At 57.8% G+C, this 13,621-nt stretch carries 13 protein-coding genes; 5 read left to right on the forward strand and 8 right to left on the reverse strand.

Annotated elements, in window-relative coordinates; genetic code table 11:
* Positions 1 to 14: 14 nt before the first annotated feature.
* From ACR3FE_RS22545 to ACR3FE_RS22555, 3 genes are read left to right on the forward strand one after another with little or no spacing between them, the layout of a single operon-like run.
* A complete protein-coding gene (locus ACR3FE_RS22545) occupies positions 15 to 1,025 on the forward strand; it encodes a thiamine pyrophosphate-dependent dehydrogenase E1 component subunit alpha (RefSeq protein ID WP_458209981.1) in 1,011 nt (336 codons plus the stop codon).
* Positions 1,025 to 2,047: an alpha-ketoacid dehydrogenase subunit beta gene (locus tag ACR3FE_RS22550; protein ID WP_458209983.1), complete on the forward strand. Its 1,023-nt coding sequence runs from the start codon at positions 1,025 to 1,027 to the stop codon at positions 2,045 to 2,047. The genes ACR3FE_RS22545 and ACR3FE_RS22550 overlap by 1 nt, the downstream gene beginning before the upstream one ends.
* Positions 2,044 to 2,304, forward strand: a complete 261-nt coding sequence (locus ACR3FE_RS22555) for a biotin/lipoyl-containing protein (RefSeq protein WP_458209985.1) — start codon at positions 2,044 to 2,046, stop codon at positions 2,302 to 2,304. The genes ACR3FE_RS22550 and ACR3FE_RS22555 overlap by 4 nt, the downstream gene beginning before the upstream one ends.
* 79 nt (positions 2,305 to 2,383) lie before the next feature.
* Here ACR3FE_RS22555 and ACR3FE_RS22560 read toward each other — a convergent pair whose 3' ends face one another.
* The 4 genes from ACR3FE_RS22560 to ACR3FE_RS22575 all read right to left on the reverse strand — a co-directional run bounded on the left by ACR3FE_RS22560 (position 2,384) and on the right by ACR3FE_RS22575 (position 7,139).
* Positions 2,384 to 2,527 carry a hypothetical protein gene (locus tag ACR3FE_RS22560; RefSeq protein ID WP_458209986.1) on the reverse strand — a complete coding sequence of 48 codons (144 nt, stop codon included), beginning with the start codon at positions 2,525 to 2,527 and terminating at the stop codon, positions 2,384 to 2,386.
* A gap of 41 nt (positions 2,528 to 2,568) precedes the next feature.
* Entirely contained in the window at positions 2,569 to 2,772 is a 204-nt protein-coding gene (locus ACR3FE_RS22565; RefSeq protein ID WP_458209988.1) for a DUF7576 family protein, read from the reverse strand.
* Positions 2,769 to 3,071: a HalOD1 output domain-containing protein gene (locus ACR3FE_RS22570; protein ID WP_458209989.1), complete on the reverse strand. Its 303-nt coding sequence runs from the start codon at positions 3,069 to 3,071 to the stop codon at positions 2,769 to 2,771. The genes ACR3FE_RS22565 and ACR3FE_RS22570 overlap by 4 nt, the downstream gene beginning before the upstream one ends.
* 69 nt (positions 3,072 to 3,140) lie before the next feature.
* Positions 3,141 to 7,139 carry a PAS domain S-box protein gene (locus ACR3FE_RS22575; RefSeq protein ID WP_458209991.1) on the reverse strand — a complete coding sequence of 1,333 codons (3,999 nt, stop codon included), beginning with the start codon at positions 7,137 to 7,139 and terminating at the stop codon, positions 3,141 to 3,143.
* A gap of 1,274 nt (positions 7,140 to 8,413) precedes the next feature.
* Between ACR3FE_RS22575 and ACR3FE_RS22580 the strand changes: the two genes are divergently transcribed.
* Positions 8,414 to 10,450: a bacterio-opsin activator domain-containing protein gene (locus tag ACR3FE_RS22580; RefSeq protein ID WP_458209993.1), complete on the forward strand. Its 2,037-nt coding sequence runs from the start codon at positions 8,414 to 8,416 to the stop codon at positions 10,448 to 10,450.
* Between the two features lie 57 nt (positions 10,451 to 10,507).
* Here ACR3FE_RS22580 and ACR3FE_RS22585 read toward each other — a convergent pair whose 3' ends face one another.
* Positions 10,508 to 10,846, reverse strand: coding sequence for a DUF8159 domain-containing protein (locus tag ACR3FE_RS22585; RefSeq protein ID WP_458209994.1), 339 nt, complete (start codon positions 10,844 to 10,846; stop codon positions 10,508 to 10,510).
* Between the two features lie 132 nt (positions 10,847 to 10,978).
* Between ACR3FE_RS22585 and ACR3FE_RS22590 the strand changes: the two genes are divergently transcribed.
* Positions 10,979 to 11,380, forward strand: coding sequence for a BTB/POZ domain-containing protein (locus ACR3FE_RS22590; RefSeq protein WP_458209995.1), 402 nt, complete (start codon positions 10,979 to 10,981; stop codon positions 11,378 to 11,380).
* A 53-nt stretch (positions 11,381 to 11,433) separates the two neighbouring features.
* Here the strand turns inward: ACR3FE_RS22590 and ACR3FE_RS22595 are convergent, their stop codons facing one another.
* Genes ACR3FE_RS22595 through ACR3FE_RS22605 form a run of 3 tightly spaced genes read right to left on the reverse strand, consistent with a single transcriptional unit; the run spans position 11,434 to position 13,561 of the window.
* Positions 11,434 to 12,450, reverse strand: coding sequence for a cytochrome b/b6 domain-containing protein (locus tag ACR3FE_RS22595; protein WP_458209996.1), 1,017 nt, complete (start codon positions 12,448 to 12,450; stop codon positions 11,434 to 11,436).
* A complete protein-coding gene (locus tag ACR3FE_RS22600; RefSeq protein ID WP_458209997.1) occupies positions 12,447 to 12,914 on the reverse strand; it encodes a hypothetical protein in 468 nt (155 codons plus the stop codon). Before ACR3FE_RS22600 ends, ACR3FE_RS22595 begins: the two co-directional genes overlap by 4 nt.
* Positions 12,911 to 13,561 (reverse strand): 4Fe-4S dicluster domain-containing protein, encoded by a 651-nt coding sequence (locus ACR3FE_RS22605; protein ID WP_458210084.1) that lies wholly within the window; start codon positions 13,559 to 13,561, stop codon positions 12,911 to 12,913. Before ACR3FE_RS22605 ends, ACR3FE_RS22600 begins: the two co-directional genes overlap by 4 nt.
* Between the last annotated feature and the right edge of the window lie 60 nt (positions 13,562 to 13,621).

The following is a 13,621-nucleotide window of genomic DNA, read 5'->3' on the forward strand; positions in this document are numbered from 1 at the left end:
CCAGATTACAAGATATGTACGAGCAGATGGTGACGGCGCGCTACTACGAAGAACGCCTTCAGGAGGAGTATCTGGAGGGTAAACAGCCCGCGTTCGACATCTCTGCGGGGCCGATTCCGGGCGAACTCCACCTCGCGGCTGGCCACGAGGCGTCGGCAGCAGGGGTGTGTGCCCATCTCCGGGACGAAGATACCGTCACTGCACCGCATCGTCCACACCACGTAGCCATCGCAAAAGGGGTCGATCTGAAACGCATGACTGCAGAGATTTTCGGGCGCAAAACCGGTCTCTGTAAGGGAAAAGGTGGTCACATGCACCTGTTCGACCCCGAGGTGAACTTCGCCTGTTCGGGTATCATTGCGGAGGGCTGTCCGCCTGCGGTCGGGGCGGCACTCGCGTCGAAGAAACGCAACACGGACGACGTGGCGGTCGCATTCCTCGGCGAAGGTGCTATCGACCAGGGTGGTTTCTTCGAGTCGCTCAACCTCGCAAGTGTCCACGATCTGCCAGTCGTGTTCGTCGTCGAGGACAACGATTGGGCCATCAGTATGCCCAAAGAGCGAGTAACCGACGTCAAGAACGGGGCACAGCGCGCCGACGGTTTCGATCTCCCCGGTGTGCGCGTCGACTACGACGACGCTGTCGCAGTGCACGACGCTGCCGAGGACGCCGTCGGGCGTGCGCGCGCTGGCAACGGCCCGACGTTGCTCGAAGTACAGGTACATCGCCGGATGGGTCACTTCATGGGTGACGCCGAGGGCTATCGGCCGGATGCAGATATCGAACGATCCGAGCGTCTCGACTCTATCGGCCGACTGGCGGATGCCCTTCGAGAACGTGACGTCGATGACGACGACCTCGAATCGATCCGCCACGATGCGGAAGAGCGCGTCGACGAAGCCATCGAGTGGGCGAAAGAGCAGCCCGAACCAGACCCCGAGGCTGCGTACGAGGATGCATTCACGAACCCCCCCGAGCGTTGGTTGCCTCATCAAACGACGACGCCATCAGGAGGTGACGACTGATGGCAGACACACAGGAGACAACGCAACGCGAACTCACGATGAGTCGCGCGATGGTCGAAGCCATCGCCGCTGAGATGGAGGCGAACGATGAGGTGTTCATCATGGGTGAAGATGTCGCCGACTACGGCGGTATCTTCGATAGCACTCAGGGACTGCTGGAGGAGTTCGGTCGTGAGCGGGTGATGGACGTACCGATCAGCGAGACGAGTTTCATCGGTGCGGCTGTCGGCGCGGCACAGGCTGGAATGCGCCCGATTGCCGAACTCATGTTCGTCGACTTCTTCGGCGTCTGTATGGATCAGATCTACAACCAGATGGCGAAGAACACGTACATGAGCGGCGGCGGCGTCAGCGTCCCGATGGTTCTGATGACCGCAGTCGGTGGTACTTACAACGACGCTGCACAGCACTCTCAGACATTGTACGGCACCTTCGCCCACCTTCCTGGGATGAAAGTGGTCGTCCCGTCCACAGCGTACGACGCCAAGGGCCTCATGCACGCCGCCATCCGCGACGACGACCCGGTGGTCTTCATGTTTCACAAACGGTTGATGGGTATCGGCTGGATGCCCGCGCCGGACGGTCCGAAGGCGCCGGTTCCAGAGGACGATTACACCATCGAGTTCGGCGAGGCCGACGTGAAACGCGAAGGCGACGACGCGACCGTCGTCACGCTCGGCCTGCACGTCCACCGATCGGTCGCCGCCGCTGAGGAACTCGCCGCCGAGGGAATCGACGTGGAGGTCATCGACCTTCGAACGCTCGTCCCACTCGACATCGAAACCATCGAGCAGTCCGTCCGAAAGACAGGACGGTTGGTCGTCGTCGACGAGGATTACCGCTCGTTCGGCGTCTCCGGCGAGATAATCGCCCAGACGACGGAGTGTGCTCTCGACGACCTCCAAGACGTTCGCCGCGTCACCATGCCCGACATCCCGATACCGTACGCCCGGCCGCTCGAACAGGAGGTCAACCCCGACGTGGACGACATCGCCCAAGCGGTGCGTGACGTACAGGGATGAGTGATGAAACGGTCGACGTGGACTCCGCCGACGTGTGGCCAGCAGATGCCGACGATGTCGAGGAGGCGATCGTCGCCAATTGGTTCATCCGCGAAGGCGGTCACGTAGCGAAAGGGAACACGATAGCAGAGATCCAGATCGAGAAGGTGAGCGTGGACGTTCCGGCACCGGCAACCGGCGAGATCGTCGCGGTGTTGGTATCCGAAAATGGTGAGTTCGAACGGGGAGATATCTTGGCGCGGATTCGCCCCGATTGACTGCCCCAACTAACCGTCTTCGCACGGTTTCGTGCCCTTTCGTTCGGGGTAACAGCGGGTCGATGACGTTCACCCGCCGTCAGCAATCGACGGGATAGGTCAGGGAAGAACGGATCCACGCCCCGGCGTTCTCCGAATCGTACACCATCACGATTCGGCCTCCGCCGTCGAAATACTCGGTACTGCGGATTCGTGAGATTCTGTCGTCGCTGGTGGTCGTCATGAGTGTGTTGAAGGAATGTCTACCGTATGTCGAGTCATCGTTCAGTCTGTCTTCCAGGCATCGTGACACGATTTGTCACAGAACGAATGGAGGCGAACCGATCCGTCTTCTGTAGTCTCTGTAACGACAGGGAACCAACTCGTGGTATCGATGGGGTCACCACACTGGGCGCAGACTGGTGTATCCATCGGCGATTCGACCTCGACACGGGCATCTACGTTCTCCGTTCCTGGAATATCGTTCATGGCTCCTCTGCTGGATATGGCGTCGCGTCGACGACTCGGTTGTCGATGATGGTCACTTTACAGCCTTCCATGGTGAAACTCACCTCTGACTCAGTATCCCGCTCGCTCGTCGCACTGGGTCGGAACAGTCGGTCGAGAGCATCGGGATCGATAACGTCGTATAGCGGGGTATCCATCTCGATCGGGTCGATATCGGTGGCCTGACCGACAGCGTGGAGGACAGCTTCGCTGATACGTCCGTCCTCGACTGCGACCGTGCCGGGGGTGCCAGGATTACTTCGTTCGTTCATGCCTTCCATGATATCCGTTCATGGCGGTATCGGGTTAGTGGTTTCAGCTAGCTATGCAGTACCGAGTAGAACCCGGCGCTAGATATCTAGCGGTTCGGGTTCGAGAAGGAGTTCGAAGAGCTTCCGTTGGGCCGCTCTGAGATGATTCATGAAGGTCGGTTGTGCGATTCCGAGCGCCTGTGCGACCTCCTGGCCTGACGTGGTGCGTGGCGACTCGAAGAATCCGCTGAGGTAGGCAGTCTCCAGGACCTGTTGTTGGCGATCGGTGAGTCGTTCCTCGAAGGCAGCACGGCACGTCTCTACCGACTGCAAGGGTCGTTCGTGGTCACGGCGGGCGGCGAGTTTCACTCCCGAATACCGCGTTTGGAGCGCCTCGACGAACTCTCGAACGTCCATGGAGTGCGGCAGGTTGACGACCGCACGGATCTCCTCTTCGGTAGCGGTGATGGATTCCGGTACCGCGCCACGCTCGCTGAGCACGACTGCGAACAGTGGTTCGGTGACGGAGATATCGAACAGTGCGGTCTCGTCGCGTTCGGTGACGATACGGCTGGCTACGACTCCTGCAACGTCATCGAGATACGCCTCGACGTCGCTGGCGTCCGCGTCCCGAACCGTGACGAACAGGTGGTCTGCTTCGTCATCCGAGACGACTCCCTCGTACTCTAGCGAACACTCCAGCGTCGTCGCTATTCGTTGAAGGATGTCGTCCGAGTGACGAACGCACAGGACGAGTTCGGATATCCGGTCGGTCAACAGGCCACGTTTCGTTTCGATGGCATCGATGGCGTACGCGATGGTTTCGCTGAGTTCGTCGAACACCGATCGGGAGAGTGCACTGAACGCATCGGGGCGGGTCGCATAGACGGTCAAGACACCGTACGAGTGGTCTCGATAGACGAGTGGCAAACTGATGATTCCCTGATAGCCACGCCTGAGCGCCTCCGAGCGCCAACTTTCTCGGTGTCCGCCCGTGGAGATGTTCTCGATGGTCGTCAGCTCCCTGTCCAACGCTACTTTCACAGCTGGCTCCATGGTCGCCCGGTCGTCGTTCGTCCGTAACGAAACGCTATCGAGGTACCCACGCTCCGAACCTGCCCACGCTTCGGGGATAATCTTCGATGCCGTTTCGTCGAGCGTCCCGATCCACGCCATGGCGAATCGGTCTGTCGCCGCGAGACGCTCACAGACGGTACTGACGACCTCCGAACGCGAGTCGGCGAGGACGAGTAGGTGCTCGATATCCCGGAGGAGTTCCGTGGTTTCGTGGAGTCGTTCGAGTCGTGTTTTCTGTTGTTCCAGCTCCGTTTCTCGCTCGCGCAGCGCAGACTCCCGTCTGACACGATCAAGTGCTGCCTGCGTGGTCGCAGCGAAGATGCTCGCCAGTTCGATGGCATCCGCTTCGAAGACTCCCGGTTGGTCATCGACAGCGATCAGGACACCGTGGTCACCGAGTGGAACGTACAGCCCGCTTCTGAGATCCGTCTCGGGATTGTAGACGTGCTCTGACTCGCGCACGTCATCGAAGACGCGCGTCTCTCCAGTGGCGAACACCTGCCAGGTAATGCTTTTGCCTGCCGCGAACGGTGTCGGGGTTCCTACGAGCGTTGGTATCTCGTCCGAGTGTGCCGCTGGACGGAGCGTGTTCGTCTCCTCATCGTAGAGGTAGACGACCACACCGGGGAGGTCGAGTACTGACCCACCTGCATCGACGGCGATCTGTGCGACTGCATCCGTCGACTTGGCGTTCAACATCTCCTGCGTTTGGGTATGCAGTGCCGTGAGCGCCTGTTCGTGGCGCATTCGTTCGGTGACGTCCATCGAGACGCCGATGACACCCGTTACCTCGTCGCTCGTATCACGCACCGGCTGATACCACGTTTCGAAAAACGAATCGTGTATCTCGTGGGTGGCACGGAACGTTTCGCCCGCGAGCGCCCGTCGCACGTCCGAGAGAGCATCCGGATAGTCTGCCAACCAGTCGAAAATTGACTCACCGATGGCCTCACCAGGCTCTGCATCGAGTGTCGACAGGCCGCGTCCCTCGGAGAGCGTGAACGTCCCTTCGTCGTCGATGGCGAACAGGATAACCGGGACGTTTTCGACCACGGTTCGAAGCCGTTCTTCGTTCTCACGGAGCGCTCGTTGCCGTTCCTTACGGTCGGTTATATCACGAACGATGCCGATATACCGTTCTGGTCCCTCTACATCGTTATACTCTGTTCCCATCGCTTCGACCCACCGCTTGGCCTTATCTTTGCGATAGATGCGATATTCGATATTTTCTCCCCAGTTCATCTGCTCGATTTGGGAGACATCTTCGGGGTGAACACGCTCTAAAAACGCTTCGTAGGTTCCCTCGAACGCTCCGGGTTCGAGACCGAAGATTCGTTCGACCGTCTGGTCCCATATCACCTCGCTGGTTTTGGCGTTCCACTCCCAGACGCCGGTCTCTGTTCCTTTCAGTGCGAGTTCAAGTCGGGTCTTCGTTTCTTCTAGTTCACGCTCCCGTTCGATGCGCTCGGAGATGTCACGGACGACCCCGACGGTGCCTTGATCATGGGAACTATCATCCGAGGGGATAGACTTGAAGCGAATCTCGACAGGTATTTCGTCCTCATCGGCTGCGTAGAGACTCGTCGTGTACGTCTCTGCCTCGACATCACCAGCCAACACGTTCTCGCGTAACGTCGTCGATTCTTCGAGCCCCACTTCGTCGGAGATCAGCGCGGGTGTCCGTCCCAGCAGTTCGTCACGGTCGTATCCGGTCAGTTCGACGAAGGCGTCGTTGACGGTGGAGAACTGGAACTGATCGTCGGTCGTATAGATGCCGTCTCCCACCGTCTGGACGATGGTCTCGTAGCGTTCGAGTTCCTGTTCGCGTTCTTTCCGTCCGGTGATATCGGTATAGACGACGTAGTACTCCTCGCTGGATTCGCCGAGCCGGGTCGGGATCGGTCGCAGGAGGAAATCACGGACCCCGTACGCTGTATTTCGTTTGACCTCGGCTTCGAGATATTCGCCCGCCCGTGCCCGCCGATTGATCTCGGCTGCTTCGTCCGTGAACGCCGATGGGACGACCACGTCGTCGACTGGCCGTCCAACCACTTCGTCTGCCGTGAATCCGAAGATATCCTCGAACGCGGGGTTCACCTGCTCGATTATCGGCACGTCGCCGTCGGACTCGCAGTACACTATCGCATCACCCGAGTTCTCGAACAACGCGGCTACCCGGTCACGCTCGATCTGGAGTTTCCTGTCGCGATCGATCCGCTCGGAGATGTCGCGCATGACGCCAGCCGTTCCGTAGAACGTCCCGACTTCGTCGTAGAGTGCGGTGAACCGGACTTCGATTGGAACCGTCTCACCGTCGGCCCGTTCGATGATGATGTCGTACTCACCGACGTCGATATCCCCCGCTATAAGACGTTCTCGTTGGGCGAGCGCTTCGTTCACCGTTTCTTCGTCTGTGATGAGTGAGCCATGTGCCCCGACGAGTTCGTCCCGAGAGTACCCCGTCAACTCCGCCATCTCCTCATTGACGGAGACGAACCGGAACTGGTCGTCCAGCGTGTAGATGCCGTCTCCCACCGTCTGGACGATGGTCTCGTAGCGTTCGAGCTCCTGCTCACGAGCAGTCTGCTTCGGGCTGTCGGCTGGTTCACGATTCGTTTCGGTGATGACCGCAAAGAGAAGGTTGCTTTCCGAGATTCGAATCAGTCGACAGTCACACGTCCGACGATGTTCGTCGCCCGTCGAGAGGGTCACGGAGATGGATGTTTCGCCGTCTTCAAGCGCCGTCTGCACCTCGGCGTCGAATCGGTTCCGGTCGGTGTCGGCGACGAGTTCGACGGCTCGTTTCGATCGAAGGTCTGCGTCGCTGAATCCGGTCAGCTCGGCCACCCGGCCGGTCCACCACGCGAGTGGCTCGGAACGTTCGAACGCGAATGCCGGTATCGTGTCGTCTAACGCCGAAAACAGCAGCGGAAGTGACTGTGACTCCTCACACAGCCACGACGCGATGGCGTCGAATCCGCCACCGTCCGGCGAATCCTGCTTTTTCGGAAATGGTGTCATATTGGCACCTCCGTGCAGTTCACAGAAGTCGTGCGTGAGGATGTGTTGAACGATGATTAAGTTTACGCGAAATGTTCGGATGCTCTGTGGTTCTATTCGTCTCTCGTTCCACTTGCTACTGGACCTCCTCCCACGCCCGAAGACGGAGGTATGCGCTATCGGTCTGTATCATAACTGGTGGTCGTGTTCCGTCTTCACCAACGTCGAAACGGTGTTCTGTATCTGCAAGTTTGACTGATGACACAGTCTGACCGATAGTACTGAACAGTATTACTAATCGGTCGTTAGTGCGTCGACCGTTCGACGTGGCGAATCCACTGCTTTTAGCGGTCTCTCCGACGAACCTTCAAAGAGATGTGAACCGAGGCTGGTGCAAGGAACCGAACAACGAGAGGGGGTGCAGGGAGAGCGTCAACGAGTGGGGAAGTGCAGACCGCATGAGCGCTTGTTGATTTTTGTCGATGTCATCCCCCTGCAATCATAGGTTGTAACCATATTTTAAAATACCTTGTTGCTACATAACAATGCAAAAATCGGCAGACGGCGGTGAAGAGCTAATACACATAAATCGCACTGGATCACAGAATCGGTTTCCGGACGAGGAGACAACTCTCAGAAAACGTGGGAGGATCGTCAGATCGACTACGAACGAATCATCGCCAGTCTCGTTGAACGTTCATTGTGTAGAACGTTATGGATATTCCGGACTTTTATAAACAAATTCGCATACACGACAGCAACTATTAAGTGTTGTTGTGAAAATCGCATTTGCAGGGAGATTCGTAGCTAGAGGGTCCCACACGCACTCGACGACATCCATGGTAGGAACATCGAAGGCGCCTCGTGGCGACCCCTCCCTGCCTATCGGCTCACATCCTACCGTGACCCGTCTCATTTCCAATCGGTGCTCTGGTCGCCGGTCGATGTAAAGGAAGTCAGAGACAGTGACGAGGAGGGGGTCAGGGTGATGGCGCCAGACCCGGCCTCATCCCAGGGAGCAGGGCTCTCGTCACACGTAGTGTGTTCATCGGATTCGGCAAATGCTTTGTGGGTAGCTACCACGCACAGAGAAGGGGTCGGTCTCGGTCGGTCATCGGACGAGTGGTGTTTCGCGTCGCCTGATGTCAACGTCGTCAGTGTCCACCGCATCGATTCCTCCCGAGATCGCGAGCATCTGTCGTCACAAGAACGCGAATATCTATAGTACCGAGAACAAGAACACCTATAATGTAGTCGTGCGTGACACTGTACAACTCGTAACTCGCGAGAGAACGATGGAGAAACCAAATACAACACGAGATCGCGATGGTGTCTCTCCAGATCTGGCATCCGAAAGCGCGATTTTTTACGACGTTCTGGATGACTCGGAGATCGGGATGTTCATTCTCGATCGGGATTTCACCGTTGCGTGGGCGAACGAGACCATCGGAGATTATTTCGGATTCGATGTGACCGACAGCATCGGCATGGATAAGCGGTCGCTTATCCAGGATTCGTTTCAGGACATCTTCGAGAGGGGTGACGAATTCGTTCGGAGGGTGCTGGCGACGTACGACGATAACTCGCACACCGAGCGTTTCGAATGTCACGTTCTGGGAGACGAACGACGTGACGAGCGATATCTGGAACATCGCAGCAAGCCGATCACGGAGGGTGTCTACGCTGGGGGGAGAGTCGAACTCTACTACGACATCACGTCTCAGAAGGAACGTGAAGTTCGATTAGAATCGTACGAATCCGTCGTCGAGGTCGCTCGTGACCCGATCTGTGTCTTGAATCTCGATTTCGAGTTCGAGATCGTCAACGAGGCGTTCGTCGATTTCATCAACCTCGAACGGGACACACTGATCGGCAACCACATCTCGGTCGTCGTGGATGAGGGCATCGTCAGCCGAGAGACCTTAGCGCAAGGGGGAGAAGCGCTCGAACGATTGCTCGAAGATGGCGAAGAGCGGAGCCAGTTAGTGGTCACTGAGCCGTCGGATGATGGTGAGATCATCTTCGATAGTAGTTTCTCGCTGATAACGCACGATGGAGAACCGATCGGTATCGTCAGTGTCGGTCGAGATATCACCGAACGAGCACACCGGGAGCAAATGCTCGCAACGCAGCGCAACGAACTCGAGACGCTCGACCGTGTCAACTCCATCATTCGGGGCGTGAACCAGAAGCTCGTGAAGGCAACGACCATCGACGAGATCGCACAAGCAGTATGCGACGAACTCGCCTCCTCTGACCTGTATCAGGCGGCCGTGCTCATGGAACAGGACGAGTCGGAGGCGGAACCCATTCCACGCGGCATCGCTGGTATCGAAGAAGAGATCTTGCAGCCGGTATTCGCATCCGAGGAGGTGTTTCGGCGCGAGACACCTGCATGGCGAGCTTTTCATACGGGCGAGCTCGAATTCGTCCCGAACATCTTTGACGTACCGAAACTTCCAGACGAGATCAAAACGGTGGCGAAAGAACGGAACTTTCGTTCGCTCGTCATCACTCCTGTTCCTGTCGGATCGACGATGTTCGGTGTACTGATCGTCCAGGCTGGTCGATCAGATGCGTTCAGCGACCACGAGCAAGCCGTCTTCGAAGAACTCGGTGAAATTATCGGCGATGCGATCGATGCTGCCGAACAGCGGAGATTGCTACATGCAGATTCGGTTCTCGAACTCGAATTTCGAACGACTGACAATCGTACCATCGTCGGGAAGGTGTCTGAAGCTCTCGAATGCACGTTCCGACTCGAAGAGATCATCCCTACGTCAAAAGGGTCTGTCGTAGAATACATCTCCGTCGAGGGAATCCCAGCAGAGGCTGTTCTAGAACGAGCCGCCGCCGACTTCACCGGTACCTCCGCACGAATCATCGAATCAAATGCCGATGGTGGACTGTTCGAACTCAATCTGGAGGATGGCTCCCTCGCGAAAGCGCTCCTCGAACAAGGTGCGCGGTTGCGAGACGGGGTCGCTATCGACGGCGTCGTCCAACTTACCGTCGAGGTCGCGCCAGATGTGAACGTTCGCTCTTTCACTGAGCAGTTGCAGCGTGATTTCCCTGAACTCGAATTGATGCGAAAGACGACCGTCGAACGGCCGGTCCAGTCCGTGCGAGAGTTCCGACAGTCCATCGATGATTCGCTCACCGATCAACAGCGAATCGCGTTACGAACCGCCTATCTCGCGGGGTACTACGACTGGCCACGTGACAGCACCGCCGAAGAGGTCGCTTCTGTCCTCGATGTTTCGCCACCGACGTTCCATCAACACCTCCGAAAAGCGCAGCAGAAAGTGTTCTCCCATCTTTACGAAAGCTGACCCAGTCGTCAGGCCGTTTTCGTGGTTTTCGGAGTGTTCTGTTCGTCTTCGGAGCAGTCAAGCCACCTGAATCGTCTCGATAACCCGTTGTGAGAAGTCGACTTCGGAAAGCGAATCTTCTTCGAGCGCGCGAAGCCACTCGGCTTCGACGTACCAACTCCCGATCTGCTCGCCATCGAGGTCGGCCACCGTTCCTCGAATGGCTATCGGCGACGTGGTCAGGTCGCGGACGACGTTGATGACGCGCCCGACCTCACGATGTGGAACTGCACCCGTTTGCCCGGCATTGATCGATTCGTACGCGACTTTCAGTCGTTCTTCGTCTGTCTCGACCGACGTGGTGTAGACACCGTGGCTCATCAGTCGTGCTTCGAGTTGGTCGGTGTCGATATCCATACCTGGTAGCATATCCGCCAATCGTATAGGAGTTCCGAGAAGAGCCGTTTGGGAGGTGGGCGTCTCCTGTCTTCCAGACATGGAAACGCTACCGACACAAGGGTAATGGCAACTCACGTGTATGTTATTCTCATGCGCATGGAGTTGCGGGTCTGTAAACAGTGCTACGAGGGAACCCACGGAAACCCGGAGAAAACCGCCATCACACGCGATATGGTCTCGTGTGCGGAAGCGATCCGGGAGTACAAAGATCTCATCAGTCTCGATTCACTGTACATCACTCGCGTTGCAGAGGGTGATCCAGGGGGTGAAGAGACGCTCCCTGCTGTCGTTGCGAGTATCGAGAACGACCAGATCTCCCTGACCGACACCCAACTGGTGATGGAAGATGACCAACAGAACATGCTTGTCTATCCGGATCCCAAGGACATCCTCGAAGTTCTCACGCGAAACATCGACCAGATCAACGAGCGTACCCGACAGGACGTGACGATCGACCTCTCTCCAGAATCGGCGGAGTTACTGACGACCTGAGAATACCGCACCGCGACGAAGCAGAAATCTCGTGCTGCAAAAACAATCGAGTATCAGTCGTTCCCTGAACTCCCACCGTCGGTCGTCGCTCGCGCCTGTGTAGGTTCTTCTCGGATTTGGCGCTCGTAACGTCGACGAAGAACATTGCCGTACATCGAGAGCACCAACCCGATGAAGAGGACGAGAATCCCGACGTTGATGCCGATAGTCAACAACACATTTGCCGGGCCACCGCCGACGGTGAGTTCGCGCGGCACGGGATAGCCTTCATCGAAGATACTCCCGACGACGAAGCTGACGATGCCGATCACGACGAGTCCGCCCATCAGATTGCTCGCCCATCCCCAACTCGGTGAGAGCGAAAGTGCTTCGATACCAGTTCCGTCCGGCCTTTCGGACTCGTCAGCGTGGTACTCCGGCGTGATATCCTTGGGGATGAACGCCTTGAGTTCGACCGGGAAGAAGGCGGGATGGAACCCGTGCTCGAAGATGTGGAACATCACCCCCATAACCATGATGATGCCGAGGAGTCCGTGGAACGTGACGAACGCGATTGCAGCCGTCTTCGTCGCGAACAGCTGGATCAATCCGGGCTTGCTCCAGATGAGAAGCCCGGAGATCATCAACAACAGCAGTTCGATGGAGAAGATCCAGACGACCCCTTTGCCGATGTACGACAGAAGCGGGACTTCGTCGGCGGTGTAACCGGCGAACTGGCGCGCATGCGGATGTCGTTCCTCAGCTTGACCCAAAGCAAATTTGATATCTTGGATGAACGCCGCCGTATCTTGTCGTAGATCCGGAATAACCGCCTTGATACCGCGTCTTCCCCCTGGTGTGAGTATCGCCAGCGAAACCCAGAATGCGGTCAATACGATGAGTGCGATCCCGGCGAGTCGATGGACAGCAAGGACGCCGGTGTTGCCACCCATGACCGAAACCAACCACCAGAGCTCGTCGTTGAACATAACGGCGTACCCCGTGAAGAACAGGGCGAATACGTCGAGCGCGAGCAGCGAATGGAAGAGCGTCGTCACCCCACTGAACTTGCCGTGGTCGAGATTCGTCATCCGGAATCACCGCCCTTCTCCCGCATCTCTTGCTCAGTCGCTCCGGAATCATCGCCTGCAGTTCCACTACCATCCGCCGCTACGGTACCACCGGCTTCTTCACGACCTGGGTGGCGCATGCGAGTCGCCAGTCGCCGGAACGACGCCCAGTGGATGAATACCATGATCAGGATGAAGACGCCCATGATCACGTCTGCGGCGTGGACGAGTGCGATCAGTGCGTCGAGCCACGGAATCGTATTCCCGGCGAGCCAGTCTGAACCGACACCCCCACCGGAGACGGTCGGTTGGATGCGGAACAACTCCTCGAAGAAGATCTCCGTCCCGCCAGCCCAGCCACCGACCCACCAGTAGGCGAGTGCCGCGACTACGAGTCCGACGACTGCACTGATGCCAACGGCGGCACTCTCCGAGAGTCCCCCACCTCCACCTGCTGTTTCGGCCTCCCGTGAGGCTTCGCTCATCCTCTGAACACCTCCGCGTCGTCCCTCCCGAAGATGATCTCCATCGCGGCCTGATTGAAGAACGGTTCGCTCCCACGGCGGTCGAGTTCGTCGGCGATCTGTTCGGACGTCCCGACGAGGATTGCATCCGTACTGCACTCTTCCGCGCAGGCCGGTCCTTTTCCGGTTGCGGCCTGTCGCTCTTCGCACATCGTACACTTGTCCATGACGTTGCCGTTCCCGAAGATTTGTGCACTTCCGTCGTCGGATTCGGGGAACTGCGGAGCGCCGAACGGACACGCGGACAAACAGTACTGGCAGCCGATACAGAGGTCGTCCCGAACTTCGACGAAGCCATCGTCTTTCTTGATGAGCGAGTCCGTTGGACAGACGGAGACACATGGAGCATTCTCACAGTGGTAACACTGCATCGGGATGCTGGTCTCACCCGGACTCTTCCCCTGCTGGAGCGCCTTTGCACTGCTCGCGTTGAGGCCTGCTGCAGCCTCTTCGCCCTCCATCATCGTCGAGATGCTGATGCGCTGTTCTTCACGAGGGATATCCCACGTCCGCTTGCAGGCGACCACACAGCCTCCACAGTCGATACACGCTTCGACGTCTGGGAAGATGCGCGTCCCCTCGCCCGTGCTCATCACCCCCTGTCGCATGACCTCTTTGTCGGTGGCGGGTCGGTTCTGTTGTCCTGGTTTATCTGTTGACATCGTCTC

It is taken from the genome of Haladaptatus rarus (assembly GCF_054177585.1).